General features: G+C 60.8%; 25 protein-coding genes. 18 read left to right on the top strand and 7 right to left on the bottom strand.

All coding sequences use genetic code 11. From position 1 onward, the window contains the following. The first annotated feature begins 5 nt into the window (after nt 1–5). The 8 genes from trbE to EOC83_RS30955 are packed head-to-tail and all read left to right on the top strand — an operon-like array spanning nt 6 to nt 8,218. Nucleotides 6–2,552, top strand: coding sequence for a conjugal transfer protein TrbE (trbE, locus tag EOC83_RS30990; protein WP_063170712.1), 2,547 nt, complete (start codon nt 6–8; stop codon nt 2,550–2,552). Nucleotides 2,553–2,584: 32 nt separating this feature from the next. After that, on the top strand, nt 2,585–3,298 hold the full coding sequence (gene trbJ / locus EOC83_RS30985; protein WP_063170887.1) for a P-type conjugative transfer protein TrbJ: 714 nt from the start codon (nt 2,585–2,587) through the stop codon (nt 3,296–3,298). Between the two features lie 8 nt (nt 3,299–3,306). Next, a complete protein-coding gene (gene trbK-alt, locus EOC83_RS30980) occupies nt 3,307–3,672 on the top strand; it encodes a putative entry exclusion protein TrbK-alt (RefSeq protein WP_082826777.1) in 366 nt (121 codons plus the stop codon). After that, on the top strand, nt 3,669–5,036 hold the full coding sequence (gene trbL / locus EOC83_RS30975; protein WP_063170711.1) for a P-type conjugative transfer protein TrbL: 1,368 nt from the start codon (nt 3,669–3,671) through the stop codon (nt 5,034–5,036). Before trbK-alt ends, trbL begins: the two co-directional genes overlap by 4 nt. Next, entirely contained in the window at nt 5,033–5,719 is a 687-nt protein-coding gene (gene trbF / locus EOC83_RS30970; RefSeq protein ID WP_063170710.1) for a conjugal transfer protein TrbF, read from the top strand. The genes trbL and trbF overlap by 4 nt, the downstream gene beginning before the upstream one ends. Then, the gene (gene trbG / locus EOC83_RS30965; RefSeq protein ID WP_063170709.1) at nt 5,716–6,783 is read left to right on the top strand and encodes a P-type conjugative transfer protein TrbG; all 1,068 of its coding nucleotides are present in this window, start codon (nt 5,716–5,718) and stop codon (nt 6,781–6,783) included. Before trbF ends, trbG begins: the two co-directional genes overlap by 4 nt. Then, the gene (locus EOC83_RS30960; RefSeq protein ID WP_063170708.1) at nt 6,780–7,994 is read left to right on the top strand and encodes a TrbI/VirB10 family protein; all 1,215 of its coding nucleotides are present in this window, start codon (nt 6,780–6,782) and stop codon (nt 7,992–7,994) included. The genes trbG and EOC83_RS30960 overlap by 4 nt, the downstream gene beginning before the upstream one ends. After that, on the top strand, nt 7,991–8,218 hold the full coding sequence (locus EOC83_RS30955; protein ID WP_063170707.1) for a DUF2274 domain-containing protein: 228 nt from the start codon (nt 7,991–7,993) through the stop codon (nt 8,216–8,218). The genes EOC83_RS30960 and EOC83_RS30955 overlap by 4 nt, the downstream gene beginning before the upstream one ends. Here EOC83_RS30955 and EOC83_RS30950 read toward each other — a convergent pair. The 5 genes from EOC83_RS30950 to hisC form a co-directional block, all read right to left on the bottom strand. Then, nucleotides 8,210–8,629: a LysR family transcriptional regulator gene (locus EOC83_RS30950; protein ID WP_063170706.1), complete on the bottom strand. Its 420-nt coding sequence runs from the start codon at nt 8,627–8,629 to the stop codon at nt 8,210–8,212. The genes EOC83_RS30955 and EOC83_RS30950 overlap by 9 nt on opposite strands. A gap of 121 nt (nt 8,630–8,750) precedes the next feature. Continuing rightward, complete coding sequence (locus tag EOC83_RS30945; RefSeq protein WP_063170705.1) at nt 8,751–9,359, bottom strand: acyl-homoserine-lactone synthase; 609 nt, start codon at nt 9,357–9,359, stop codon at nt 8,751–8,753. A 74-nt stretch (nt 9,360–9,433) separates the two neighbouring features. Then, nucleotides 9,434–10,171: a LuxR family transcriptional regulator gene (locus EOC83_RS30940; RefSeq protein WP_063170704.1), complete on the bottom strand. Its 738-nt coding sequence runs from the start codon at nt 10,169–10,171 to the stop codon at nt 9,434–9,436. 55 nt (nt 10,172–10,226) lie between these two features. Further along, on the bottom strand, nt 10,227–10,997 hold the full coding sequence (locus tag EOC83_RS30935) for a TetR/AcrR family transcriptional regulator (RefSeq protein WP_063170703.1): 771 nt from the start codon (nt 10,995–10,997) through the stop codon (nt 10,227–10,229). A gap of 18 nt (nt 10,998–11,015) precedes the next feature. Then, nucleotides 11,016–12,131, bottom strand: coding sequence for a histidinol-phosphate transaminase (hisC, locus tag EOC83_RS30930; protein ID WP_063170702.1), 1,116 nt, complete (start codon nt 12,129–12,131; stop codon nt 11,016–11,018). Nucleotides 12,132–12,472: 341 nt separating this feature from the next. Here hisC and EOC83_RS30925 point away from each other — a divergent pair, with 341 nt between their 5' ends. The 9 genes from EOC83_RS30925 (at nt 12,473) to EOC83_RS30885 (ending at nt 21,460) form a co-directional block, all read left to right on the top strand. Continuing rightward, nucleotides 12,473–13,657: a serine hydrolase domain-containing protein gene (locus tag EOC83_RS30925; RefSeq protein ID WP_063170701.1), complete on the top strand. Its 1,185-nt coding sequence runs from the start codon at nt 12,473–12,475 to the stop codon at nt 13,655–13,657. A 53-nt stretch (nt 13,658–13,710) separates the two neighbouring features. Further along, nucleotides 13,711–15,297 carry an ABC transporter substrate-binding protein gene (locus EOC83_RS30920; RefSeq protein ID WP_063170700.1) on the top strand — a complete coding sequence of 529 codons (1,587 nt, stop codon included), beginning with the start codon at nt 13,711–13,713 and terminating at the stop codon, nt 15,295–15,297. A gap of 12 nt (nt 15,298–15,309) precedes the next feature. Further along, nucleotides 15,310–16,236 carry an ABC transporter permease gene (locus EOC83_RS30915; protein ID WP_063170699.1) on the top strand — a complete coding sequence of 309 codons (927 nt, stop codon included), beginning with the start codon at nt 15,310–15,312 and terminating at the stop codon, nt 16,234–16,236. Then, entirely contained in the window at nt 16,233–17,084 is an 852-nt protein-coding gene (locus EOC83_RS30910) for an ABC transporter permease (RefSeq protein WP_063170698.1), read from the top strand. Before EOC83_RS30915 ends, EOC83_RS30910 begins: the two co-directional genes overlap by 4 nt. Beyond that, complete coding sequence (locus EOC83_RS30905) at nt 17,081–18,040, top strand: ABC transporter ATP-binding protein (RefSeq protein WP_063170697.1); 960 nt, start codon at nt 17,081–17,083, stop codon at nt 18,038–18,040. The genes EOC83_RS30910 and EOC83_RS30905 overlap by 4 nt, the downstream gene beginning before the upstream one ends. Beyond that, nucleotides 18,037–18,987, top strand: a complete 951-nt coding sequence (locus tag EOC83_RS30900; protein ID WP_063170696.1) for an ABC transporter ATP-binding protein — start codon at nt 18,037–18,039, stop codon at nt 18,985–18,987. Before EOC83_RS30905 ends, EOC83_RS30900 begins: the two co-directional genes overlap by 4 nt. A 21-nt stretch (nt 18,988–19,008) precedes the next feature. Next, nucleotides 19,009–19,725, top strand: coding sequence for a M15 family metallopeptidase (locus EOC83_RS30895; protein WP_063170695.1), 717 nt, complete (start codon nt 19,009–19,011; stop codon nt 19,723–19,725). A gap of 135 nt (nt 19,726–19,860) precedes the next feature. Further along, nucleotides 19,861–20,214, top strand: coding sequence for a RidA family protein (locus EOC83_RS30890; RefSeq protein WP_063170694.1), 354 nt, complete (start codon nt 19,861–19,863; stop codon nt 20,212–20,214). Between the two features lie 7 nt (nt 20,215–20,221). Continuing rightward, on the top strand, nt 20,222–21,460 hold the full coding sequence (locus EOC83_RS30885; RefSeq protein WP_063170886.1) for an FAD-dependent oxidoreductase: 1,239 nt from the start codon (nt 20,222–20,224) through the stop codon (nt 21,458–21,460). Nucleotides 21,461–21,621: 161 nt separating this feature from the next. Here the strand turns inward: EOC83_RS30885 and EOC83_RS30880 are convergent, their stop codons facing one another. After that, the gene (locus tag EOC83_RS30880) at nt 21,622–22,761 is read right to left on the bottom strand and encodes an NAD(P)/FAD-dependent oxidoreductase (RefSeq protein WP_063170693.1); all 1,140 of its coding nucleotides are present in this window, start codon (nt 22,759–22,761) and stop codon (nt 21,622–21,624) included. Between the two features lie 322 nt (nt 22,762–23,083). Then, nucleotides 23,084–23,668, bottom strand: coding sequence for an amino acid synthesis family protein (locus EOC83_RS30875; RefSeq protein WP_063170692.1), 585 nt, complete (start codon nt 23,666–23,668; stop codon nt 23,084–23,086). Between the two features lie 198 nt (nt 23,669–23,866). On the opposite strand from EOC83_RS30875, the gene EOC83_RS30870 reads away from it, so the two are divergent. Next, the gene (locus EOC83_RS30870) at nt 23,867–25,672 is read left to right on the top strand and encodes a helix-turn-helix domain-containing protein (RefSeq protein ID WP_063170691.1); all 1,806 of its coding nucleotides are present in this window, start codon (nt 23,867–23,869) and stop codon (nt 25,670–25,672) included. The last annotated feature ends 118 nt before the right edge of the window (nt 25,673–25,790 follow it).

Raw genomic sequence — 25,790 nt, 5'->3', positions numbered from 1 at the left:
TGTGAATGATGAATCTCGCCGAATACCGCAGACGCCCGTCCAGCCTCGCCGACTATCTTCCCTGGGCAGCACTGCTTGCACCAGGCGTGGTGCTCAACAAGGATGGCAGCTTCCAGAGAACCGCCCGGTTCCGCGGTCCCGATCTGGATTCTGCCACGCCGGCGGAACTCGTCGGCACAACCGCTCGGCTGAACGGCGCTCTCCGCCGTCTAGGCTCGGGGTGGGCGATCTTCATCGAAGCGCAGCGCAACCCCGCTGCCACATATCCGGACAGCCGGTTTCCGGATTCCGCATCGGCGCTTCTCGACATCGAACGGCGCGAGCAGTTCGAAAGTGCCAACGGCCGGGGATCGTTGCAGTGGAGCCGTCAACCAAACGGAGAGCTGTTCGAGAGCAGCTATTTTCTCAGCTTCGTTTGGCTTCCGCCGGCCGAGGATGTCTCGCGGATGGAGAACTGGCTTTACGAAGGCCGGGAAAAGACCGGCGTCGATCCACGGGAACTGCTAAAGAGCTTCGTCGACCGTACTGACCGTGTGCTGGATCTGGTCGAAGGCTTTGTTCCGGAAGCTGCATGGCTCGATGACGGCGAGACACTGACCTACCTGCACTCGACGGTCTCGACCAGGCGTCATCGTGTCCGTGTTCCGGAAACACCGATGCATCTCGACGCACTTCTGGTCGACCAGCCGCTTGCCGGTGGACTGGAGCCGCGACTGGGCGACACACATCTGCGCACGCTGACCATCATCGGGTTCCCGACTACCACCTTTCCGGGGATCCTCGACGATCTCAATGCGCTTGCCTTCCCCTACCGCTGGTCTACGCGGGCGATCCTGCTCGACAAGACCGATGCGACCAGGCTGCTGACGAAGATCCGCCGCCAGTGGTTTGCAAAGCGGAAGTCCGTCGCCGCGATCCTCAAGGAGGTGATGACCAATGAGGCATCCGTGCTCGTAGACACAGACGCGGCCAACAAGGCAGCCGATGCGGACGCGGCCTTGCAGGACCTCGGCTCCGACCAGATCGGCCAGGCTTACGTCACGGCCACACTGACGGTGTGGGATGCCGACCCGTCGATCGCGGACGAGAAACTCCGGCTGGTTGAGAAAGTGATCCAGGGGAAGGATTTCACGTGCATCGCCGAGAGGGTCAACGCCATCGAAGCCTGGCTCGGCAGCATTCCCGGTCACGTCTACGCCAACGTCCGCCAGCCGCCGCTATCTACCTTGAATCTCGCTCACATGATCCCCCTCTCGGCAGTCTGGGCGGGACCCGTCGAGGATGACCATTTTCGCGCGCCGCCGCTGTTCTTCGCCAGGACAGAAGGCGCAACGCCGTTTCGTTTCAGCCTCCATGTCGGCGATGTCGGTCACACCCTCGTCGTAGGCCCGACCGGGGCCGGCAAGTCGGTACTCCTGGCACTTATGGCGCTGCAGTTCCGGCGCTACGGGAACAACCAGATCTTTGCCTTCGATTTTGGTGGCTCGATCCGCGCCGCCATGCTCGCCATGGGCGGCGACTGGCACAATCTCGGCAGCAGTGCGTCGAGTGGCCAGGGAGCGGAAGATCCGCTTGCCCTTTTGACCTTGGCAGATCTGTCGGACGACATCGACGCAGTTTCGCTCCAGCCGCTTGGCCGTATTCACCACGTTCCGGAGCGTGCCTGGGCAGCCGACTGGCTCGTCGACATTCTTCTGCGCGAAGGCGTCCCGGTCACGCCGGACGTAAAGGAACATCTCTGGTCAGCGCTGACGTCACTGGCCAGCGCACCTGTTCAGGAGCGGACGCTCACTGGCCTGACGGTGCTCCTCCAGTCCTCGTCGCTGAAGCAGGCCTTGCAGCCCTATTGCGTCGGCGGTCCCTATGGCCGGCTGCTCGATGCCGAACAGGAACGCCTGGGCGACAAATCCGTACAGGCGTTCGAGACCGAAGGGTTGATCGGCACCGGTGCGGCTCCGGCCGTGCTTGCCTATCTCTTCCACCGCGTCGAGCAGAGAATGGATGGCCGACCGACACTGCTGATCATCGACGAAGGCTGGTTGGCGCTCGACGATGGCGGGTTCGCCGATCAATTGCGTGAATGGTTGAAGACGCTGAGGAAGAAGAATGCTTCCGTTATCTTTGCCACGCAATCACTCTCCGACATTGACGGCAGCAGGATCGCGCCAGCCATTGTCGAAAGCTGCCCGACGCGGCTGTTCCTGCCGAACGAACGCGCCATCGAGCCGCAGATCACCCAGATTTATCGGCGCTTCGGTCTCAACGATCGCCAGATCGAGATCGTCGCACACGCGACGCCGAAGCGCGACTACTACTGCCAGTCCCGGCGCGGCAACCGGCTGTTCGAGCTGAGCCTCGGTCCGATTGCGTTGGCGCTCTGCGCTGCGTCCTCGAAGTCGGACCAGGCGGCGATCGACCAGATCATTGCCGAGAGAGGCACAGATCAGTTCCTCAAGGCCTGGCTTGCCGATCGCGGACTCTCGTGGGCGGCCCACCTCATCCCCGATCTCACCAATGTCATCGACCATTCCGCGAAGGAGGTTTCCTCATGATGTCTATTCCTGCACGTTGCCGCATCCGGCGCATGGCCGCCGCCGGCGCATTGGTTGCCGCTGTTGCACTGTCATCGGTGCCGGCATTCGCATTCATCGTGTTCGATCCCAGGAATTACGCCGAAAACCTGCTTTCGGCCTCGCGGGCCCTTGAGCAAATTCAAAACCAGGTCACCTCGCTTCAGAACGAGGCGCAGATGCTGATCAACCAGGCGAAGAACCTCACTTCGCTGCCAACCTCCATGCTTGACCAGATCGAGGGCAATTTCTCGCAGATGAAGAGCCTGCTCGGCGAAGCCAACAAGCTCGCCTACAACGTCCAGGACATCGACAGTCAGTTTACGTCCGCTTATGAGAATTTTGGCACCGACCTTTCGAGCCAGCAGCTTGTCGATGGCGCGCGTGAGCGCTGGCGGACATCGGTGTCGGCTTTCGAGCACTCATTGAAGGCCGGTGCTGTTGCCGTGGACAATATCGACGGGACGCAGCAGCAAACCAGCGCGCTCGTCGACGCCAGCCAATCGGCGGTCGGCGTGCTGCAGGCAACGCAAGCCGGCAACCAGCTTCTCGCCGTGCAGGCAAGACAGGTCGCCGACCTCACCGCAATGCTGGCGGCGCAGGGCAGGGCTGCTGCGCTGGAGCAGGCAAGGACGGCCGCTGCACAGGAGCAGGCGCGAGAACAGTTCAGCCGCTTCATGACGGGCAGCAGATACACCGCGTCATCCGTCAAAATGTTCCACGACTGAGGCGGGTCATGGATCTCAAGATCGCCGCCCGGATAACAGCCGTTATTGCACTTGGCGCCGCCATGACCGCCGCCTTTATGGCGTTGCGCGGCAACGGCTCGCAGGACGTGTCCTCCCCGCGTTCTGAGTATCCGGGCGGCGAGCCGGCCAGCGTTGAACTCGAGCGATGCCGGGCAGTTGGCATGGCTGCAATTGCAGACGAGGCCTGCAGGAAGGCTTGGGCCGAGAACCGCCGGCGTTTCCTGCGGCCATCCCGACCCGTGGCACCATACGCCGCTCCACCGATCGAGAAGGATCAGAGCCGGCTGCAGCCGCTGACCCCTTCGACCCCGGCCGATACCCAAGATACCCGTTCGAACACGGTGGCGCCATGAACGACACGGGCGTAATCGACCGCTTCCTGGAAACCTTTACCCGCTATATCGATTCCGGATTCGGCCTGCTCGGCGGCGAAGTGGCATTTCTCACCTCCACGCTGATCGTCATCGACATCACGCTTGCCGGCCTTTTCTGGGCATGGGGCGCTGACGAGGACATGCTGCATCGGCTGGTGAAGAAGACGCTCTATATCGGCTTCTTCGCCTTCATCATCGGCAACTTCAATCGCCTCGCCGGCATCGTCTTCGAGAGTTTCTCGGGGCTTGGACTGAAGGCAGGAGGATCAGCGCTCTCGGGCCCCGCACTCCTGCAGCCGGGCCGCGTCGCGCAGGTCGGCATCGATGCCGGCAATCCGATCCTCGAAGCCGCCAGCCAGCTGATGGGCTACGTCTCGTTCTTCGAAAATTTTGTCCAGATCGCAGTGCTTATGACCGCCTGGGCGATCGTGCTGATCGCGTTCTTCATTCTGGCCGTCCAGATCTTTGTCACGCTCATTGAGTTCAAGCTGACGACACTGGCAGGCTTCGTGCTGATCCCGTTTGCGCTGTTCAGCCGGACAGCCTTCCTCGCCGAGAAAGTCCTCGGCAACATCGTCGCGTCCGGCGTGAAGATCCTCGTCCTCGCTGTCATCGTCGGCATCGGCTCGGGTCTCTTCGGCGAGTTCACTCGCGGTTTCGGCGCCGAACAGCCAACAATCACGGATGCGCTGTCGCTGGTGCTGGGCGCACTGTCTCTGATGGGGCTGTCGATCTTCGGCCCCGGCATTGCAACGGGCCTTGTTTCCGGAGCCCCGCAGCTTGGTGCGGGTGCCGCTGTGGGGACGAGCCTCGCCGCCGCGGGTCTTGGCGTCGCCGGCGCCATGGGTGCCCGTGCCGGATTCGGCAGCGCAGCGGGTGCGGTCAGTGCTGGGGGGCGGATGTCGGCTGTCGCTGCCCGTGGCGGCGCGCATCTTGCCGGCAGTACTTCGACGGCTTTCGGCCTCGCCGCCGCAACGTCCGGACAGAGCGGCGCGGGCTCGATCGCCGCCGGTCTTGCTGGGGTCGCCAGGGCCGGCGTTGGCGCTGCTGCCCAGCCGGTGAGACAGGCAACGTCGCGCGCGGCTTCGGCCCTGTCTTCCAGCCAGCAGGCTGGCCGCTCGGCCGCATGGAGTGCGACCGGTGGAGAGCAGCCATCGGGAGCTGCTTCAGGGCGAACTTCAGGCGGCGAAGCCAGTGCGGGATCCCCGCCGGAATGGGCCACCCGCATGAAGCGCGGCCAGGCCATGAGCCATGGCGCCAGCACGGCCGCACATTCGGTCCGATCGGGCGATCACGGCGGCGGCTCGATGAATGTTTCCCTCAGTCAGGACGAGCGCCGATGAACCTCTTCAGACGACCTTCCGTTCGTTACGGAAAAACACCGCTGCCCGAGACGCCCTACCAGCGTGCAGCACAGGTCTGGGACGAGCGCATAGGCTCGGCTCGTGTGCAGGCGAAGAACTGGCGGGTGATGGCCTTCGGCTCGCTCGTCCTGGCGGCTGGTTTCGCCGCAGCACTGGTCTGGCAATCCACACGCGGAACCGTGGTTCCCTGGATCGTTCAGGTCGATAAACTTGGCGAGGCCCAGGCGGTCGCTCCAGCTGTTGCCGACTATCGGCCGACCGATCCGCAGATCGCATGGCATCTCGCTCGGTTCATCGAGCAGATTAGAAGCGTGCCGGACGATCCGGTCATTGTCCGCCAGAACTGGTTGCGCGCCTATGACTACACCACCGACCGCGGCGCTGTATCTCTCAACGATTACGCCCGGGTGAACGATCCCTTCGCCAAGGTCGGCAAAGTCCAGATCGCAATCGAGGTCTCCAGCGTCATCCGCGCCTCGCAGGATTCGTTCCGCGTCGCCTGGATCGAACGCCGCTATGAGAACGGCAGTCTGACCAGCACCGAGCGTTGGACTGCCATCCTCACAATCATCATCCAGCCACCCCGCGATGCCGACCGGCTGAAGGCCAATCCACTCGGCGTCTACATCAATGCCATCAACTGGTCGAAGGAGCTTTCATGATGGGTGCGGCACGAACCCGCGATACGACGAGGCAGACTGCCCGCAACATCCCAAAGGCCCATCTTCTGGCCGTGGCATTGCTATCTGCGACGGCGCTCGCCGGCTGCGCCTCCAAAAAATACATTCCGCCGGAGGTCCAATATGACGATGCTGCTATGCCTGCCGTGAAGAAGATCGATCCACCTGGTCCGATTAAGGTGGTGGAACTGCCGAAACCTCTTCCGCTTCCCGGCCAGTTGAAACCAGTCGACACCGGAAAGGCGAAGGCAGAACTGACCGACCCTAAACAGCGGATCAGTCAGGCCAATGAGGCGGCACGAATGCAGCCCGTCCGCAACGGCTTTATCAACGCCATCCAGCTCTATCCCTGGAGCGAAGGCGCGCTCTATCAGATCTATGCCGCACCCGGACAGGTCACCGACATCGCCCTGCAGCCGGGAGAGCAGCTGGTCGGCTCGGGCCCCGTTGCCGCCGGCGACACCGTGCGCTGGATCATTGGCGATACCCAGAGTGGGGCAGGGGAACGGCAACAGGTCCATATTCTCATCAAGCCGACGCGCCCCGACCTCCAGACCAACCTTGTCATCAACAGCGACCGTCGCACCTATCATCTCGAGCTGCGATCGACCGAAAAGACCTATATGGCCTCGGTATCATGGCAGTATCCGCAGGATGAGTTGATCGCGCTGCGGCGCCAGAACGCACAGGCGTCCGCAGCACAGCCAGTCGCTGCCGGCGTCGACATCCAGAAACTCAATTTCCGCTATCGCATCGAGGGTGACGCCGCACCCTGGAGGCCGCTGCGCGCCTTCGACGATGGCGCGAAGGTCTACATCGAGTTTCCGTCTGGCATTGGCCAGGGCGAGATGCCGCCGCTCTTCGTCATCGGCCCGTCAGGGGGCTCCGAGCTGGTCAACTACCGCGCCCGGCAGAATTACTACGTCGTCGACCGCCTCTTTGCCGCTGCCGAACTAAGACTCGGCGGCAAGACGAGCGAGAGGCGCGTCCGCATCGTGCGCACCGATGGGAGCCGGCCCCGGCATAGCGCAGGATTGTTCAGATGAGCGACCCAACGAATGGCTTGAACCGGGACATCCGCGCTGAACTGCGTCTGCGGCCCGAACCTGCCAAGGTGGCGCGGCTTTCGCGCAAGGTGCTCATCGGCTTGGGAGGTGTTGCCAGCATCGCGGTCCTTGGCAGCCTGATCTGGGCGCTCGACACCAGGCGTCGTGCCAACGACCAACCTTCCGAGCTCTTCACCACGGAAAACCGCTCGACCGCCGACGGCCTGCAGACCTTGCCGAGGGACTACGCCGGCGTCCCAAAACTCGGGCCCGCGCTGCCTGGCGATCTCGGCCGACCGATCCTGCGCGCGCAAGAGCAGGGCAGGTCCGTCATTGCGCCCGACATCAGCACGCCTCGCATCGATCCGGAAGAACAGCGCCGCCTGGCCGAGATCGAGGCCGCGCGCGTCGCAAAGCTCTTCACGGAAACCAACGCGCGGACAGCTCCGTCGCGACAGGGTACCGGCGCTGGAACCGCCATCGCGGACACCAGGTCCGATTTGACGCCGCCGGCCGAACCGACGGAGCCTGATGCAGGCTCCACTCAAGATACGCAGGACCGCAAACTCGACTTCGTCAACGCCAAACCGGACCGCCGTACGGTTAGTCCCGATCGGCTGGCGGCGAAGGCCTCGCCCTATGTCGTCCAAGCTGGCACCGTCATACCCGCCGCTCTCACTACCGGCATCCGTTCCGACCTTCCCGGCCAGATCACCGCTCAGGTCACTGAGAATGTCTACGACAGCCCATCGGGGGTATATCTCCTGATCCCCCAGGGCGCAAAACTGATTGGTCAATATGACAGCCAGGTCGCCTTCGGTCAGTCTCGCGTACTCCTGGTCTGGAACCGGCTCATCATGCCGGACGGCACCTCGATCGTGCTGGAGCGCCAGCCGGGCGCGGATGCGCAAGGGTTCTCCGGGCTGGAGGACGAGGTCGACCATCACTGGGGCCAGTTGTTCAAGGCCGCCGCACTCTCGACCCTACTCGGTGTTGGGACGTCGCTTGGTTCCAGCGACGACGAGGGTGACCTCGCCAAGGCGATCCGCGAGAGTGCGCAGGATTCGGCCTCCAATGTCGGTCAGCAGATCGTGCGCAATCAGCTCAACGTCCAGCCGACACTCACCGTCCGGCCGGGGTTCCCAGTCCGTGTCATCGTCAATCGCGACCTTGTCCTGGCGCCTTACGGCGTGCCGAAGGAACCGTCATGAGCAAGCTGAAACTCTCTGCAATTCCGGATGATCGGCCAGTCAAGATTACGGTCGAGTTGCCTGCCGCCGTTCATCGCGATCTTGTCGCCTACGCCGAAGTGCTGGGCAGCGAGACGGGCCAGACGATCGCCGATCCCGTAAAGCTGATTGCGCCGATGCTGGTGCGGTTCATGGCGACGGACCGCGCGTTCAGCCGGGCCCGGCGCGACACGAAATCAGGATAAGCGGGTCGTGGCGCGCTTCGTTTCCACGAAACGCAGGGCGACGTCGGGCCTGCTGCGAATGAAGTCGGCAACCGCATCGAGAAGCTCGGTAGCATGCACCGCCATTTCAAAGCCGCCCGGCAGCATGCCGGCCTGTTCTCTTCGGTCCGTTTCCTCCATGGCGAGTGTGCCGTCGAGATCAGTCAGAACGCGGCGAAGATCGCGTAAGAGTCGTGCGCCGGCCAAGGTCGGTCGGACTCCGCCTGCGTGGCGTTCGAAAAGAATTGTTCCCACCGCGTGCTCAAGGCTACGGATGCGCCGGCTCAGTGCAGAATGGTGGATTCCCATGCGTCGGGAGGCGCCGAGGAAACTGCCTTCCTCGGATACGATGAGTGCGCATTCGAGCGTGATGAGTTGGACGCGTCGCCGCATGGCGCTTCCTCCACCTGGAACTGTTTGTGGCCCCCACCCACGCACGGGAACTGTCCAGTCGCCCGCCTATCTGCCCCATTGAAGTACCTGCTCAAAGCCCGCTCGGTTTGGGCGCGAGCGTTCAGTTCTCAATCGCACCAGTCGGCGGGCTCGCCTTCCGCGTTTCATACAATCGGGCGAGTGTGCGTTCATCGAAGCTCGCCGTCACCGCCACTGTCTCTTCACCGCCTATGATCTTCGGCAACCCCAGCGGCGTCACCCTGAAATGCAGTTGGACCAGGCGCAGCAGCCAGAGAGGGTTCATCTCGATGATGATCGTATCGATGCTTCTGTCCAGGCCCCACTCGACGATGCCTGACAAAAGCGCATTCGCCACCGGGCTCAGCATTCTTCCCCGTTCTCGGTACTGCGGCTCGACGCAGTAGCGCGTCCATTCCCAGATGTTTTCGCCCACTGGGCGTTGGCCTTCGCAAAGCTCCGACAGGACCTCCGAGAGCAAGTGGGGGCGGGTCGAAGGCAGCATGCGCTGGTAGCCGACAACGCGCTCCTCAGCCGTAAAGAGCATGTGGACTGCGTGCTCATTGTCGAACCGGTCGATTTCACGACCATCTGCGCGTCGCAGATCCGTCCAGCCCTTTTCTTCGACAAAGACCTTGTGGCGAAGGCGGAACGCCTGTTCCAGCTCCGCCTGATATTCTTCTGAATTCTGCGATGTAACCACAAGAAGCATCTCGGTTATCCTCCAGTTTGGAGGTCAACCAATGGTCGCTTCCTGTAGAAGGCGGCATCACGCGATTGCGTGAGCTAGGCGATCAGACCGTGACGAAAGGCTTCCGCGACAGCATGCACTGTGCTTGCTACTCCGAGCCTCTCGCGCGCCGCCCGCAGGTGAGTGTCTGCCGTGTTGCGACTGACAGCGAGACGGTCAGCGATCTCATCGACAGTCAAGCCTTCCGCTGCCCAGCGCAGAACGTCCCTTTGTCTCGGAGATAAACGTGCCGGCCGGATATTGCGTTTTGCATCAGTGATAACAGCCGCGCAGCCGAAAGCGTAAGCTGCAACCAACTGAAAGGCGAGACGGTCGTGGGGATCCGGATCCAGCTTTTCTCCCGCGACGGAAAACCCGACCGGCTGCCCATCCAATGTGGCAAACGGGACTGTCAAACCCTCGCATAATCTGAAGTCGGTTGCCTCGTCCATGATCCGGCGGCCGAAAGGACAGACCTTGCATAGGTTATCGATCTCGCTCCAGAGGAAGGGCGTGCTGCCCCGGTTCACAAGTTGAATCGTTGGATCGCGATATAGGTAGCCCTTTGAAAAATATCGCTCGGACCATTGTTCTGGCCAGGCATGCAGAATGACATGCGAAGCTTGATCATGTTTCAGGGCTTGGGGTGGGGGAATTAGTCCTGCCAGAAGATTGGTCGCGCCAATGCGTCCGGCGTAACCAAGGATGTGTCGGCATATTTCCTGTTGAGATGAGCTCTTACCGACATTGTTCAGAAGCTCGTACGTGTCGTCGATGCGTTTAAACCATGCCATATGTACTCCTGCGTCCAGTACTAGGCCGGGACGCGCGCTGCGCCCGTATATCTGGTCATCTATCCGTGGTCTGCTCGCCAGCGTCCTTATCCCTGTTTCGGCCAGGTTTGGCCTGCGCCTCCAGTCCCAGGATCAGGGTTTCGATCAGGAAGTCGTAACCATCCTCGAGCGGGGCGACGTTCCCGCTTTTCCAGCGCATCACGAACGACCGGTTGTACATTTGCGGCAGGTATCGCGTAACCAACGGAAACCGCGCTGGGTCAAGCGCATCAAGGCCTGCGTTGAATGTTTCGACCCATTCCGAGTCTTCGGTAGCGCCGTCTGCGGCGAGTTCCATCGTGATATAGCCTTCCAGGGCGCCAACCACTGAATTGAAGGCATTGATCAAAGCCTGATCCTCGAATCCGGCTTGGGTGAGCGCAGTCAGAATGATCTCGACCCAAGGTGCATTCGGCGCGCCGTTGGAGCGGATATGCGGACCGAGCAGGGGGGCGGCCCTGGGGTGCTCGTGGACGCGCGCGCGAAACCGGCGGAATAGAAGCCGGATCGTGTCGCGCCAATCGTCCGGCAGATCAGAGGGTGTCATCAGGCTTGCAATCAGCGCGCCCGAAATTTCGGCAAGCAGATCCGACTTGGCGCCGCCCGCATGCCAGTACAGGGCGGCCGGATAGACGTTGAGCCGGCGGGCGAGAGCGCGGACTGAGAATCCGGCTATTCCTTCGTCGTCGATCAGGGTAATGGCGGCCTCCACGACGCGCTCCCGCGTCAAGCCGATAGCGCCTGCTCTACCGACCGAGCGCTTCTTGGTGGAAGACTGTGTGTTCAAGGCAGCTTTCCGTCGCCACTATGCGAGGCCGAGGATGTGCCCGAGTTCTGTCGCAAATCGTTCATTGTCCCCTGCTGTCCCGATGCTCACCCGCAGAAAGTGACGATAGCCGGCCTCCATCCATGGCTTGACGACTATGCCTTTTTTGATCAGGGCGCTAGCCACAGGGGCAGCTTGGGTCGCCAAGTCGAGGAACAGGAAGTTGGTCTGGGACGGGACAACGCGGACACCCAATCCGGCCAGGCGATCGGCGAGGATGTTTCGGTCGTGCCGTATCTTGGCCGTGGTCTGCAGCATCCATGCTTCGTCCTGGAGCGCGGCAATGGCGGCAGCCTGCGCGGCCGCGTTGACGTTGAACGGGGTCATGCATGAACGCATCACCCTGGCAATGCCTTCATCCGAGGCGATGCCGTAGCCCGCACGCAAGCCAGCGAGACCATAGGCCTTGGAGAAGGTGCGTAGCACAACCCAGGAAAGATCCGAGCGACCGCTCAGCACCTGCAGGCCATCCGGATAGCTGGAGTCGATCATCTCGAAATAGGCTTCATCCAACACGAACAATGTCGTGGGATGCACCGCGTCAAGCAGCCGGTCGAGTGCCCTGCGCGACAAGGCCCGCCCCACCGGATTGGAAGGCGATGAGACGAAAACGATCTTTGGTCTGCGTGTGAGCTCATCCGCCAACCCGTCCACGTCATAATCGAGTGCTGGTGTCATCGGCACCTTGAGCACTTGTGCACCGGCCGCCATGGGCTCGATCTCGTGCAAGCCGAAGCACGGTGAGACGGTCAAGACCGAATCACCCTTTTGCAGATACGCGCGGCAAAGTGCTGCAATCAACTCCTCCGACCCATTGCCGCAGACGATCTGATCAGAGGAGGTGCCGAGCTTTTCCGAAAGCACGTGCCGCAGCGCAGCCGACGCCGGGTCGCTGTAGCGCGATGGGACAAGTGATGCCAGGGCGGCGGACACTGCCGGCGATGAACCGTAAGGATTCTCGTTGCTTGCCAATGCCGCAATGTCTTGCAGGCCACTGACCCGCCGCGCGGCAACTGCCGATATTCCAGCGTTGTAAACGGGAAGAGAGGCGATTTCCTGCCGAGGGCAGATGGCGTCGTTCGGAAATGACTGCATGATCCTACCTTCACCTTTTTCTCGCTATTCGCGTCGGTTGCCGCCCGCCAGGGAGGAGGCCAATCCGGGCAAAAAATGTCGTTGACACGGCAAAGGTATATACATAATGTTTTTATTGTCCACTGAACAATAAATGTCAAAGCGGCGGACACTGAGACACTGCACCGACCATCGTAGGTGGCTTCGATGGGCACATGCAGTGTGGGAAAGGGATGGAACAATTCGCACCGGGCGACTTGGTCGCCAGAGTGCCGGCGGATAGGCGTGCAACCTGGTTCGTATCAGCGAAGGCCTCGTGCGCAGGCCGCAAATCCGAAAATGTCCAGGAAGGGAAATCCATTATGATCTCGACCCGACGTTCGTTGCTCAAGATGGGTTTGGCGGGGCTGCTTGTTCCCCAGGGGCGCGTTGCATCCGCAGACGAGAAGAAGGGGCAGTCGTTCGAAGCCTGGCGACACGATTTCGAAGCCTCCCTTCCAGCACGCATGGCGGCCGCCAAGGTCTCAGGAGCCGCCGTCGCCATCGCCTCCAGAGACAGCGCGACGCGCTACACCGCGGCCTTCGGGTTTGCCGATCTGGCGCAAAACCGCAAATTGACCGCGGACACGCCAATGCATTTGGCTTCGGTCAGCAAACTGGTCACCGCCACGGCCCTGGTCCAGTTGTTTGAGCGGAAGGGCTACGATTTGCACGATGACATCAACAAGTTCATCGACTTTCGGATCAAGAACCCTCGCCACCCGAGCTTGCCGATCACGCCGCATCAGCTGATCACGCACACATCCAGTATCTCGGATAAAGGCTACGACGATCTGGACGTGGCCACCGACGGAGATCCGACGCAAAGCCTGAAGGGCTTTCTAAAGGACTATCTTGTTGAGGGTGGCGCATACTATTCGCCTACCACGTCGTTTTTCCCAGCCAAGCCAGGCAATCGATGGAGCTACTGCAATGTCGGGGTGGCGTTGGCAGGTTATGCGGTCCAGTGCATCAGCAAGCAGAGCTTTTCCGCGTATACCCAGAAGAACATATTCGAACCGCTGGGTGTTCGAAATGCGCATTGGTATCTGAAAGAGTTTGCACCAAACGTTCTCGCCAAGCCTTATGAATATGTGAAAGGCGCGTTCAACGAGCTGCCGCAGGAGGGATATCCTGATGTCCCGTCTGGAATGCTTCGTTGCTCGGTAGCCGACCTCACAAAAATCCTGCGTGGCATGCTTGGCGGAATAACCGGCCAGTGCGCGATTTTGTCGCCACGCGCAGTAGCCGCCATGTTGCACGACCAGGTCGATCCGGAACTGGTTTCGTACCAGGGGCTGGGCTGGGTTTCTGAGCCGATCAACGGGCACGATTTCGTCGGGCATTCCGGCAGCGACGTGGGCGCCTCCAACATGGTGGTCCTGACGCGGGATCAAACCCATGCGGTCGCCGTGCTGATGAACATCGAGGGCACCAAGAAGACCGGCGATTTCAGGGCCTCGGTGATCGAAGACCTCGTCGTAGGGGCCAAGCTTGCGAGATGGTGAGGCAGCTAACCACTCAGGAATGCCGTCAAAAAAACTAAAAAAGGGGAGAGAATATGAATAGACGCGAGTTTCTGATCTCGGCATCTGGTCTGTCGCTGGCCGCAGGGGTTGGAGTGCTGTCTCCTCCTGCGCATGCCTCGCAGGACGAGCTTGTGCTGGTGCTTGGCAGCAGCAGCAATGGCTGCCCCAACTACGACCCGATCCGCGGCACCTATCTCAATCTTGGAGCCTATTTGATCTACGACAGGCTGATCGAGATGGATGCCGATCAGTCCTACCATCCGCATCTCGCGCAATCTTGGGAAAATTCCCCGGACGGGATGAGCTGGAGCTTCACATTGCGTCAGGGCGTCAAGTTCCACGATGGCGAGCCCTTCAACGCGCACACGATCCCGTGGTGGATCTCGAAATACGCGGGCACCGAGAATCAGTTCATGGTCGACGCCATCGACCACGTCGAGATCATCGATGACCATGCGTTCCGGTTCATCATGAAGCGGCCAGAGCCAAATCTCATCTATTATTTGGCGAACGTGTTCATGGGAATCCCGAGCCCGAAGTCCTATGACGCAGTGAGTGACGGCTACGGCGTGACGGAAGCTGTGGGAACCGGGCCTTTCAAGCTTGAGAGCTTCGTCATCAGCCAGGAAACCGTGCTAGTCAGCAATGACGATTATGCCTGGCCCAATCCGCTCTCCGAAAATCAGGGGCCGCCAAGCATCAAGCGTCTGACACTGCGCGAGATTCCGGATGCTTCGACAGCCTTCCTGGAACTGAAGACCGGCGGGGTTGGCATGCTGCTTGGCCTGCCTACCGAATTTCTCCCTCAGTTGCAGGCTGAAAAGAGCATCAAGTTCCGGACCCTGCCCGGCATCGGCGTCACCACAATCAAGTTCAACGTTCGCAAGGAGCCGTTCACCGACATCAAGATTCGTCAGGCGACAGCCCTGGCTGTTGATCAAGCTGCCATCCTCCAAGGCGTCTACAACGGCATCGGAACAGAGTCGCACCAATTTCTTATCGCCTCGCTCGCGGAATCGCGGGTCGGCAAGGATTTTGAGATCCACTACGATGCGGAAAAAGCCAACCATCTGCTCGACGAGGCCGGATGGGTTCGCGACGACGATGGCGTCCGTCACAAGGCCGGGGCACCGCTGGCGGTCAGCCTCTGGACGAGAGGCGAGACCGAATACAAGCGGATTGCCGAAATTGTGCAGGCTCAGCTCAAGGCGGTTGGCATGGCGGTCGATATCGCTGTGTTCGATAAAGCCTCGCTGGATGATCAACTCAAAAAGGGCGAACACCAGTTTGTCGTCAATCACTACGATTGGAACAATGCGGACGAACTCGATTGGGAGTTCAGCGCAAAACGCATTCCCTTCCCAAACGTATCGATGTGGGACGATCCGCGCTCAGAGGAGCTCAACGAAATCGCAATGCACAAGTCCAAGACCTGGGACGAGCGTGTCGCTAATTTCAAAAAACTGCATGAATATATCCTTAGCCAGTTCGTCTTCATACCCATCCACGAGGCCGCGCAGAATATAGCCTACAACAGCGACATGCTGTCGGTTCCCGAAGCCATCCGTGGGGCGGAGATCATGCAGCAGACGGTTCTCGACCTGAAAGCGGTCGGGTAGGCGACCTGGTCCATGGCCGCATATCTCCTGAAGCGGACGCTGTTGCTCCTGCCCATTTTTGTGGTTGTCTCGGCTCTTGTCTTTATGGTCGTCCACTTCGTCCCGGGCGATCCCATCAACAATCTGGTGCGGGCCGGCTCTTCGCCGGCTCAGCGCGCGCAACTGGTTGTCAAATACGGCTTGGATCGCAGCCTGATCGAGCAATATCTGCTGTGGATGTTCCACCTTCTGCAAGGTGATCTTGGCACCTCGATCCTTCAAGCTCGGCCGGTGCGCGATCTCATCTTGCAAAACCTGCCATACAGCCTCCAGCTCGGCGTGGCGGCGCTTGTCCTTTCTTCATTGGTCGGGATTGTCGCCGGTGCGCTCGCTGCCAGCTATCAAGGCACGCGGATCGACGAGGCGATAGGCGCATTGAGCTTGCTTGGTGCGACCCTGCCAAGTTTTCTGCTTGGCCTGCTCCTGATCCTTGTCTTCGCTGTCTGGCTTGGCTGGGTTCCCGTTTCCGGCGTGCGGTCCTGGACTTCGTTGATCCTGCCGGTCCTTGCCACCAGCCTTGGTGGCATTGCCCTGGTGGCGCGCATCACCAGGATCGCGATGGTCGAGACGGCCAGCCAGGACTTCGTAACCCTGCTGTACGCCAAAGGGCTGTCTCCGTGGCGTATCCAGATCCGGCATGTTCTGCGCCATGCCATGCTGCCTGTCGTGACCATTCTGGGGCTGCGTATTGGCTGGATCATCGGCGGCGCCGTGACGACCGAATATGTATTCGCTCGCCCCGGTTTGGGCAGCCTGCTGATCCGCGCGCTGAACCAGCGTGACTATCCGCTGGTTCAAGGCTGTCTGCTGATGCTTGCGATGGCTGTCATCCTGGGCACCCTCATGGGCGACGTCGCTCAAGCCTTCATTGACCCTCGCCAGCGGAGATCCCAGTCGTGACCCGCAAACGATACACCGCGTTTGTGTCCGCATTTGCCACGCCAAAAGGGTGTGTCGCGGGCGTTTATCTGCTGCTTTTGATTAGCGCGGCGCTTCTCGCCCCATGGTTGGCGCCCTATGGCGATTCCCAGCAGAACCTCTCCATCATGAACCAGCAGCCATCGACGAGCCATCTGCTGGGGACCGATGAGTTGGGCCGCGACGTGCTGTCGCGTGTGATCTTCGGCGCTCGCACTTCGCTCACCGTCAGTTCCACGGCGATTGGCCTGTCGCTGCTCCTGGGATTATTCCTCGGTGCCGCGTGTGGATATTTCGGTGGAGCCCTGGACCGGATCGTGATGGTGGCAGTCGATCTTACCTGGTCGTTTCCGGAGATACTGATAGCCTTGATGCTGGTCGCCGTCGTCGGGCCGGGACTCGGCGGCGTCGTCTGCGCGGTGGCGATTGCCTACCTTGCACAATTCACCCGGCTGACGCGCACCCAGGTGATCTCGCTCACCGGCGAAACCTATATCGAAGCCACCCGAAATCTCGGCGCCACGCACTTTCGTATCCTGTTTTCCCACCTTCTGCCCAATGTGCTTGCTCCCGTGCTGGTCGCCGCCATCCTTGCCACGGGCGATGCCATCATCCTCGAAGCCACTTTCGGCTTCTTTGGCCTGGGCGCGCAGCCGCCAACGCCGAGTTGGGGCGCCATGATGAGTTCCGGGACGGCGCAGCTCTTCATCGCCCCATGGGTGATTCTGTTTCCGGGATTTGCCGTGGCCATGACGGTCATCTTCCTGAACCTGTTTGGCGACGCTCTGATTGGGGCGCTCAATGTCCGATCCAAACCAAAGGGCGCATGAAAATGCTTCTTGCTGTGGAACGACTGCAGATCGGTTTCGGCGCCTTCTCGCCTGTCGATGATGTCACCTTCGGTATCGATCGTGGCGAGATTCTCGGCGTGGTCGGCGAGTCGGGGTCTGGCAAGTCGCTGTCGGCGACAGCGATCATGGGCCTGTTGCCACGCATCGGTGCGAGGATCAGCTCAGGTCGCATGGCGTTTGACGGCATCGATCTGGTGGGCCTGCCGGAAAAGCGCATGCGCCGGCTGCGTGGCGGAAAGATTGCGTTGATAACGCAGAACCCGATGACGTCGCTCGATCCGATGATACGGGTCGGCCCCCAGATCGACCAGTCATCGCGCCTTCATCTTAAGGTCGACCGTAAGGCCGCCCGCGCACGAAGTCTGGCTCTCATGACGGACATGCAGATACCCAATCCCGCTGTCGTCTACGATCTCTATCCCTTTCAGCTCTCCGGCGGCATGAAGCAGCGCATTGTCATCGCAATGGCGCTAGCCGGCGAGCCGCAGCTTCTGATTGCGGATGAACCGACCACCGCGCTCGACGTCACCGTGCAGGCGCAAATCATCAAGATCCTCGTGGATCTCGTAAAGCAGCGCGGATTGGCGCTGATCCTCATAACGCACGACATGGGCATCGTGGCACACGCTTGCGATCGGGTGGCTGTCATGTATTGCGGGCGGATAGTTGAGTCCGGTGCGGTGGAGCGGATCTTTGAAAATCCTCGCCATCCCTACACAAAAGCCCTGATCCGCTGCATTCCTCGCCTCGGCATGGTGCGAGGTAGCCTTAGCGCCATCCCAGGAACGGTACCGAACGCCGCGGCTTATCCGACTGGCTGCCGTTTTCGTCCGCGTTGTCCGGTTGCTGTCGTCCGCTGCCAGACCGAAATTCCCAAACTGCACGGTGATTGCGAAGGCCATGGTACCGCCTGCCATCTGGTGACAGCAGCATGAGCAAGCTTCTATCCGTGAAGGACCTCAGCTGCCGGTTTACGAACACGGCCCTGTTTCGAAAGCCGCGCGTCTTCCGCGCCGTCAGCGATGTCTCCTTCGAAATTCAACGCGGCGAGATCGTCGGGGTCGTCGGTGAATCGGGATGTGGCAAATCCACCTTGGCCCGCCTGGTGCTTCGGCTGATCGAGGCCAGCGCGGGAGAGGTCCGTTTCGACGGGCAAGACATCGCCCAGCTGTCGGCGGGGAATTTGCGGCGGTTGCGCCGTCACATGCAACTGGTGTTCCAGGATCCATATTCGGCGATCGATCCTCGTTTTTCGATAAGAGATGCGTTGCTTGAGCCTTTCCGCATCCAGGGCGTGAAGCCAGATTCGGCGGAGGCAACCGTGACCTCGCTGCTGGATATGGTTGGCCTCAGTGGTGCTGTCGCCAACAGCTATCCCCACCAGTTGTCAGGCGGACAGAAACAGCGGGTCGGCATTGCCCGTGCTCTCGCGCTCAAGCCGTCCCTTGTTGTGCTTGATGAGCCGACAGCGTCTCTGGACGTCTCGGTACAGGCGCAGATCATCGCGCTGTTGGACCAACTGCGTGGCGAGTTGAACCTTACCTATCTCTTCATTTCCCACGACCTCGGACTGGTCAGCTATTTCTGCCATCGCGTCCTTGTCATGTATCTGGGCCGTGTGGTCGAGGTGATGGCGAGCAACGCCAAGCCTTGCCACCCCTACACGCAGGCCCTGTTCGACAGCACATACGAGCCCGACCCCAAGCAACGACGCAAGGTCGCCCGGCTTTCGGGTGAAGTCCCCAGTGGCTATGATATCCCGCCCGGCTGTTCATTCGCAGCACGCTGTCCACGCGCCACTGACCTGTGCCGCCAATTATTGCCGCCCCTGATGACTATCGCCAGCGGACAGCAAGCCGCCTGTCACCATCCCTTGATCTAGAATTGCGAGGAGCAAAATTACATGAACACGCAGGACGCCTGCTATGCTGCCCTTGAGCGGCATTTCCTGACATACACGGAATTGGCCGCAGTGCCGGTGGAGGACAATGACGAGCCCCTGATTGCGATCGGCCCCGAGTTCTCAGGCAAAGTCCTCGCCGTAGACAGTACGATGAAAGTACACACGGGAGACCAGATCTTCGTCCGGTCGCGTGTGGTTCCGATGCTGGATGTGGCGCAACGCGCGCTCCGCGAAATCGCACAAGATTACGACCTGGAGGTTGTCTGTGGCTATCGGCATCTCGATGTGCAGCGCCAGCAATTCCAGGATCAGATCCAGCACGTGCAGCAAAGAACTCCCTCCCTGTCTGGTGAAGCGCTGAAGGAGGCGGCTCACCGTTTCTCGGCCGTACCGGAGGTAGCAGGGCACCCGACCGGCGGCGCGGTCGACGTCCGGATCATTCAATCGAACGGTCAGGCGCTCGCTATGGGCACTGAACTGGGCGAGGATTGCCCGGACACCTACGTCTTTTCGCCATTCATCAAGAGAGAGCACTGGCGCAATCGACAGACGCTCAGGTTCTGCATGCTTCGCGCCGGCTTTGCGCCATTTGACGGCGAATGGTGGCATTTCTCATTCGGGGACCGTGAATGGGCGCGCTATTTCGACAAGGACAGAGCGATCTACAGCCAGCTCAGTTTCTCCATGGATAAGGGCGCGGAGACGACCTCTCGTTGATTGCCGCTGGAACTGGAAGCCTGCTCGCCTCGGAGCGGGCTCCATCCTGTATTAACGTCCTGCGACGGCAGAACCTGTTTGCTCGCTAGCGAACCCAAAAGAGCGCCGCCGCGCCGATCCTTCCAAGGACCTGTCATGACCGCTTCCACACTGCCGTTCTCAAACCTTCGCCGTGCCGGCGATACAGTCTACCTCTCGGGCGAACTCGGCTTCGATGACACTGGAAAAATCTCCGGCGACATTGTGCAGCAAACCCAAAACGTTCTGCGGCGGATCGAGGCCACCCTTGGCACTAGTGGATTATCGCGACGCGATATCCTCTCCTGTACCTGCTACCTGGTGCGCAAGGACGATTTCTCCGCCTTCAACCAGGTGTATCGCGCTTTCTTCAGTCACCATCCGCTGCCGGTCCGTGTCACTGTGGTTAGCGAGTTGGTCATCGACGCGCTGATTGAAATAGCTGTCATCGCGCAGGACTGTAGCGTTTGACTTGCCGATGAGTGAGTTTGCGATCCTCGGCGCCGGCATCGTCGGTGTGACGACAGCACTTGCCCTGCAAGAAGGCGGGCATGAGGTCATCATCATTGACCGTCGGCAACCGGGCAGGGAGGCAAGCTACGGAAACGCCGGGATTGTCCAGCTCGAAGTGATGGAGCCCTATGCATTTCCGCGGGCCGCGCTTGATGTACTGCGTCTGGCACTCGGGTTGGGCAACGACGTCAGGTACCAGCTGGCGGCTCTGCCCTCCGCGGCACTGCCACTCGCGCTCTACTATCTCAACTCTGCCCCGATAAGATATCGGACAATTTCCCATATCTATAGGCAGTTGATTGGCCACTGCGCCGCGGACCACGACAAGCTGATTGCCGGAGCCGGCGCAGAACACTTGTTCGTCAGACGCGGCTACATCCAGATGCATCGCGAGGCCCGTGAGCTCGATACGGACGCCGCGCAGGCGGAACGCTACAGAAAGGACTTTGGTGTTCAGTCGCGCATCTTGACCAATCAGGCGTTGAGAGGTGAGGAGCCCTGCCTGAAGAGGGATTTCGCGGGTGCCGTGCATTGGCAACAAAGCAGAAGTTGTGTTGATCCGGGCGGGCTCGTCGCGACGTATGCAGCGCTTTTTCGCCGCCGCGGCGGCACCCTGCTGGAAGAAGAAGTGCGGTCACTGACGCAGCCTGCTTCCGGCTGGCACGTCCACTTGCGGAACGGGCGACGCCTGGCCACTGAAAACATCGTCATTGCGCTCGGTGCCTGGTCGCCATCCCTCCTCAGGCCGTTGGGCGTTTCCATGCCCATGATACGCAAGCGGGGCTACCACAGGCACTACAAAGCCGATCGCCTTCCAGGCAGGCCGTTGTTCGATGTTGCCGCCGCGGCCCTCTATTGCCCCATGAGTCAAGGGCTTCGACTGACCACGGGCGCCGAGATTGCCCGCTTCGCGTCGACCAAGACGCCTTGGCAACTGGCCCGAGCCGAACGTATGGCGCGCGAGGTGATCGATTTCGGTGAAGCCGTCGAGCCTGAGCCCTGGGCAGGTTGGCGGCCATGCATGCCAGACATGCTTCCGGTAGTTGGCGCCGTTCCCAAAATCCCCGGCCTCTGGTGCAATTTTGGTCACGGCCATCAGGGATTTACCCTTGGACCCACAAGCGCCCGGCTATTCTCGGAACTGGCGGGCGGCAGGGCCGAAGATCAGGTGACTCAGGCTGTATCCCCTGTGCGATATCTCTGAACAACGGGGTAGCGGTTGCGCCGGATACCGCTTAGATCGAGCCCGCTTCGCATTGGACCTCCTTCCAGATTCCGCCGGTATCACCGCGGAGCCCAGATGTGCTCCTGGGCCTCCGACCGGTCGTGTTGTCGGGGACTTCAACGAGTCACGCCCCAGTGCGATTACTTCGCCGATGCCTGCATCGCACTGAACAGATCGACCACGCTTTGCGGTGCGGTGTCGTCAAAAAACCGCTTTAGGTTCTGCTCGGTTTCTTGGGCCACCTTGCCGCTTCGTGGGAAGAGTCTCTTTTCGTAGACAGTGAGTGCGGCTTCGATCTCATCAGGATAGGCAAGGAGCGCCTGGGCAAGCTCCGCGCCATCAAGCATGGCGAGGTTCGCGCCTTCGCCAGAGAATGGGGACATCAGATGCGCGGCATCGCCGAGTAAAGTTGCGCCTGGCACCCGGCTCCAGCGATGACTAACCGGGAGCGCATAGATCGGTCGAAGCACTGGATCGGTGTCGCAGTCCGTGATGAGGGCAGTCAGCTGCGGAGCCCATCCTTCGAATTGCCCGGCGATATGAGCCAACCCAGCTTCAGCGTCACTGAAATCGATCGAAGCGATCCAGTCTTCCGGTTTGTTCAAGGCGACGTAGACATGCAGACTTCCGTCGGCATTGCGATGCGCCAGGATACCTTTGCCGGGCGCAACGGCCATCAGCGTGCCGCTGCCGATCGCCTCTGCGCTCGCCTTGTGGCGCGTGTCGCCATCGAAAAGGAATGTCTCGACGAAACACGTTCCCGTGTAGGCCGGCTTTGAATCAGAAAGCAGTGGACGGACCTTCGACCACGCGCCATCGGCCCCAATGACAAGGTCGCAGGTCACCTTTGAGCCGTCCATGAAGGTGATCTCATGGCGATTGTCCTCGGTAGCTGCCACGGACGTGACCTTATGGTCCCAATGGATCATATCGGCCGGGATCGAATCGATGAGCATCTTGCGAAGCTCGCCCCGGTCCACTTCAGGACGCTCGCCGCTGTGGCTGCCCGGCCTGTCGAACAAGATATGACAGTCCTTGTCGACAATCCGTTTTGCATCTTCGCCAGGACGGACGAGCTGAAGAAACGAGTCAAACAGACCTGCGGATTTGAGGGCGAGCTGACCGTTGTATGCGTGAATGTCGAGAAGTCCCCCCTGCGCTCTCGATGCAGAGGAGGCGTCGGCTTCATAGACCGTGGCTGAAACGCCATGGACATGAAGAACGCGGGCAAGCGTGAGGCCACCAAGGCCCGCACCAATGATTGCAATATGATTTCGCATTTTTAGCGCTCCAATGCATCCGTCGGAATGACGGTTGCCATGAGCCCGACTTCTCGTCGGGCGGTTGCTCTCGGAGACGCTGGCCGAACCGTGCTGTGCACAGTTGACGTGTACTCACCTGCCTGACGAAGGTGACAATGGTCAGGCAGTTGTTTTTCGCGACGGAGCCTAGAATAGGTCGGCTCCTTGCACGAAACAAGGTCCCCCTTCCCAGGAGCCACCCCGCTTTGTAGAAGGCCTTTCGCAGCCAATGTCCCGCAATGGCGCGCTTGAAAGACAGGACAAAGGCTGGCCGGTTTACGACCTGACACGACTCCGATTATCAGGAGGAGCCGTTTTCCGCGTCCATTTCCGCTATATCCTGGAACCTGTCGGCAATCCTGGCGTGAACGCGTCCGCCGTTGGCTGCACCAATGGCAACCAGCACTTCATCGGCACCCGGTGCATCGGCGATCTGGAAGTTCGCGGTGATGAAATGCGAGCGCCTCCCGTTCTCGCTCTTGTGCATCATTGGCAGTGACAACAACGCCCCCGCGGCGTTTCTGGTGTTGCAGAATTCGAGATAGGTGGAGCCGCCGACGGCATCGCGGAACAGATTGCCAAAGCGCAGCGTGTGGATCAGCGCCGAGGCGTGTTCGATTTCGCCATTGATACCGACGGCCGCGGCCTTGCCGTAGGATTCGATCTCGGCCGGCGGCATCAAGGCGGTCAGCCGCTGCGTAAGTTCGGCGCCGAGCCTGGGAGCGATGTCGATGATCTCGGGGCGAAGGTTTTCGACGAAGCCCCGTCCCATCCACGGGTTCTTCAACACGGCGGCGACGACGATCGATGTGACCGGTTTACCAGCGACCTTGCCGCCCTCGATCAGAACCTCGTCGATGAAGGTGCAGACTTTCCTGATTTCCATTCGCGCCAACGGTCCTTCCTGCCCAAACTCGAAAGGGCCAGGCTAGGAAGGCGCGCACCACGCGTCTTCCTCTGCTTCCGAGGAAAAACCGGATGTCTCGCTCTCGGAAGACGTGTAGCTTCACTCGGCCGCGAATTGCTTATATCGGCGCTCGCAGTGCCAACAGGAACAGATCGGTCAGCCGGAACAGTCGCACCAGTGAACCATCAGTCGCAAATCCTGTCGTTACGCGACGCCGCCAGCCTGATCAACTCAGGCGGCGATCTCAGCACGGTGTTGCGTGATCTGGTGTTGGCCGCCTGCCGGCATGCCGGATGGACGATGGGGTCGATCATGAGCATCGACGCACCGCATGGCCATGCTTACGTGATCGTTCGCCATGACCCGACCTTGATCCAGCGGTCGCTCCCCGACCGCTGGGAACTCGCCACCAGTCCGTCGATCGTCGCCCTGCAACGCAACGAGGCCGTCTATATCAGGGATGCCCGGGTCTCGGAGGAGTTTCCTGGCTATCGCATAGAGGCTTTCGAACGCGACTACCGCAGCGTTCTGGTAATGCCGATGAGTTGCGTCGACGAGGCCGGAAGGCCGATGGTGCTCAGCGTCATCTCGCGAGAGATCATGGACGTCAGCGCCGACGATCTCGCCTTCATCGGGATGATCGTCCATCTCGGTGAAATCGCTGTCGAGAAACAGCACAAGCTGCGCGAGGAGAAGCGTGCATCGGAACGGCTCCAGCAGGCGCTCCAGGCACACACGTCGCTGCTGCAGCAGGCCCTGGCCGAAAGCTCGATGCCTTCGCTTGCAGGCAGGATCGCAGCGCTTGTGCCCAACCCCGTCGTCGTGGTCGATTTCACCGCCAACCTGATCGTCGCCAGCCGCTCACCGAGCGAGAAGCATTTCGACGACGCGGCCTGGCAGCTTGCCGCCAGCACCAGCCTGCACCGGCAGATCATGAAGGTCGCGCGGTCGGCGGTGGATCAGCCGCACAGCGAGGCTCATACGTTCTTCCTCGACGACGGCACGCGCCGTCTGCGTCTCACCGCGAAGATCGAACCGTTGAGCGTTGATGCCGAGGCTGTCGGGGCAATGGTCATCTTCACCATGCAGGAGCCCTTCAGCCAGCTCGACCTGCTTCTGCTCGACAGCGCCAAATTCGCGCTCAGCGTCCAGATGATGCGCAGCTTCATCCGCTTCCGATTCGAGACACGCACGCTGACGGAGTTGTTCATGGAGGTGGTCGAGCATCGCTGGCACGACCCCGCAGATGTAATGCAGCGGGCGCAGCGGCTTGGCGTAGGGCTGGCATCACCAAAGCAGATGATCCTCATCGACCTGCCTGAAGCCGCCCAAAGCAGCGCCGGACGTCTGGTCGATCCGCATCATGCGGTGATCCGGTTGCTGCAGCAGAACTCGGTCGCGGCTGACATCATCGTCGTCGACAATGGCCTCGTCTGCCTGATCCCGGCTGAGCTGGGCGAAGACAGGGACCGTGTCGCCAAGCTGCTGCGCAAGGTTGCCGAGGAACTGGGGCGCCAATTCGGCCAGGAACCTTTCGTCGTTCTTTCCGGTCTCTGCACCAAACTTGCGGACTATCCCCCGGCATGGGATCGCTGCCGGCGCATGATCCGCATCGGACGCTCGTTCGGCCGGACCGGCGTCTTTGCCAGCCAGGATTTCGGCCCGCTGCCGATGCTGATCGCGGCCGCCGAGGTGGAGGATGTGCGGAGCTTCGTGCAGGACAGTGTCGGCGCCATCGCCGATCACGATCGCCAGCACGGCACCCCCTATATGGAGACGTTGTTCTCGTATCTGCGCGAAGGCTGCCGCAGCCAGGCCTGCGCTGATGCGATGGGGCTGCACGTGACCACCTTGCGGTACCGGCTGGCGCGCATCCAGGAGCTGTTCGGTGTCGATCTCGATACCCCTGAGCGGCGCTTTGCTTTCGAGCTCGCCATCCGCTTGCGCGAGGTCATCGACAACCGCGCTTCGGTCGAAAGATAGCATCGTTCCAGCCTCCGCCGTGCGGACTGTTTCCAGCCCGGGACTCTTCCCTGCTGCTTGCGTTGTTGTCCGCGATCCTTGCTCGCAAACACAGCAGCCTCTCTGCTTGCTGTTCCTA

Source organism: Mesorhizobium sp. Primo-A (genome assembly GCF_003997175.1).
GTDB lineage: Bacteria > Pseudomonadota > Alphaproteobacteria > Rhizobiales > Rhizobiaceae > Mesorhizobium > Mesorhizobium ciceri.
The sequence above is the reverse complement of the archived record's forward strand: the minus strand, read 5'-3'. Positions and strand labels throughout refer to the sequence as shown.

Excerpts from the sequence above, each read along its gene's own strand:
- EOC83_RS30875 (WP_063170692.1), bottom strand. The coding sequence starts at position 23,668 with ATGGAAATCAGGAAAGTCTGCACCTTCATCGACGAGGTTCTGATCGAG.
- trbE (WP_063170712.1), top strand. The coding sequence starts at position 6 with ATGATGAATCTCGCCGAATACCGCAGACGCCCGTCCAGCCTCGCCGAC.
- trbK-alt (WP_082826777.1), top strand. The coding sequence starts at position 3,307 with ATGGATCTCAAGATCGCCGCCCGGATAACAGCCGTTATTGCACTTGGC.
- trbL (WP_063170711.1), top strand. The coding sequence starts at position 3,669 with ATGAACGACACGGGCGTAATCGACCGCTTCCTGGAAACCTTTACCCGC.
- trbF (WP_063170710.1), top strand. The coding sequence starts at position 5,033 with ATGAACCTCTTCAGACGACCTTCCGTTCGTTACGGAAAAACACCGCTG.
- EOC83_RS30915 (WP_063170699.1), top strand. The coding sequence starts at position 15,310 with ATGGCCGCATATCTCCTGAAGCGGACGCTGTTGCTCCTGCCCATTTTT.
- EOC83_RS30940 (WP_063170704.1), bottom strand. The coding sequence starts at position 10,171 with ATGGCATGGTTTAAACGCATCGACGACACGTACGAGCTTCTGAACAAT.
- EOC83_RS30895 (WP_063170695.1), top strand. The coding sequence starts at position 19,009 with ATGAACACGCAGGACGCCTGCTATGCTGCCCTTGAGCGGCATTTCCTG.
- EOC83_RS30950 (WP_063170706.1), bottom strand. The coding sequence starts at position 8,629 with ATGCGGCGACGCGTCCAACTCATCACGCTCGAATGCGCACTCATCGTA.
- hisC (WP_063170702.1), bottom strand. The coding sequence starts at position 12,131 with ATGCAGTCATTTCCGAACGACGCCATCTGCCCTCGGCAGGAAATCGCC.
- EOC83_RS30890 (WP_063170694.1), top strand. The coding sequence starts at position 19,861 with ATGACCGCTTCCACACTGCCGTTCTCAAACCTTCGCCGTGCCGGCGAT.
- EOC83_RS30960 (WP_063170708.1), top strand. The coding sequence starts at position 6,780 with ATGAGCGACCCAACGAATGGCTTGAACCGGGACATCCGCGCTGAACTG.
- trbJ (WP_063170887.1), top strand. The coding sequence starts at position 2,585 with ATGGCCGCCGCCGGCGCATTGGTTGCCGCTGTTGCACTGTCATCGGTG.
- EOC83_RS30925 (WP_063170701.1), top strand. The coding sequence starts at position 12,473 with ATGATCTCGACCCGACGTTCGTTGCTCAAGATGGGTTTGGCGGGGCTG.
- EOC83_RS30955 (WP_063170707.1), top strand. The coding sequence starts at position 7,991 with ATGAGCAAGCTGAAACTCTCTGCAATTCCGGATGATCGGCCAGTCAAG.
- EOC83_RS30920 (WP_063170700.1), top strand. The coding sequence starts at position 13,711 with ATGAATAGACGCGAGTTTCTGATCTCGGCATCTGGTCTGTCGCTGGCC.
- EOC83_RS30885 (WP_063170886.1), top strand. The coding sequence starts at position 20,222 with ATGAGTGAGTTTGCGATCCTCGGCGCCGGCATCGTCGGTGTGACGACA.
- EOC83_RS30900 (WP_063170696.1), top strand. The coding sequence starts at position 18,037 with ATGAGCAAGCTTCTATCCGTGAAGGACCTCAGCTGCCGGTTTACGAAC.
- EOC83_RS30880 (WP_063170693.1), bottom strand. The coding sequence starts at position 22,761 with ATGCGAAATCATATTGCAATCATTGGTGCGGGCCTTGGTGGCCTCACG.
- trbG (WP_063170709.1), top strand. The coding sequence starts at position 5,716 with ATGATGGGTGCGGCACGAACCCGCGATACGACGAGGCAGACTGCCCGC.
- EOC83_RS30905 (WP_063170697.1), top strand. The coding sequence starts at position 17,081 with ATGAAAATGCTTCTTGCTGTGGAACGACTGCAGATCGGTTTCGGCGCC.
- EOC83_RS30945 (WP_063170705.1), bottom strand. The coding sequence starts at position 9,359 with ATGCTTCTTGTGGTTACATCGCAGAATTCAGAAGAATATCAGGCGGAG.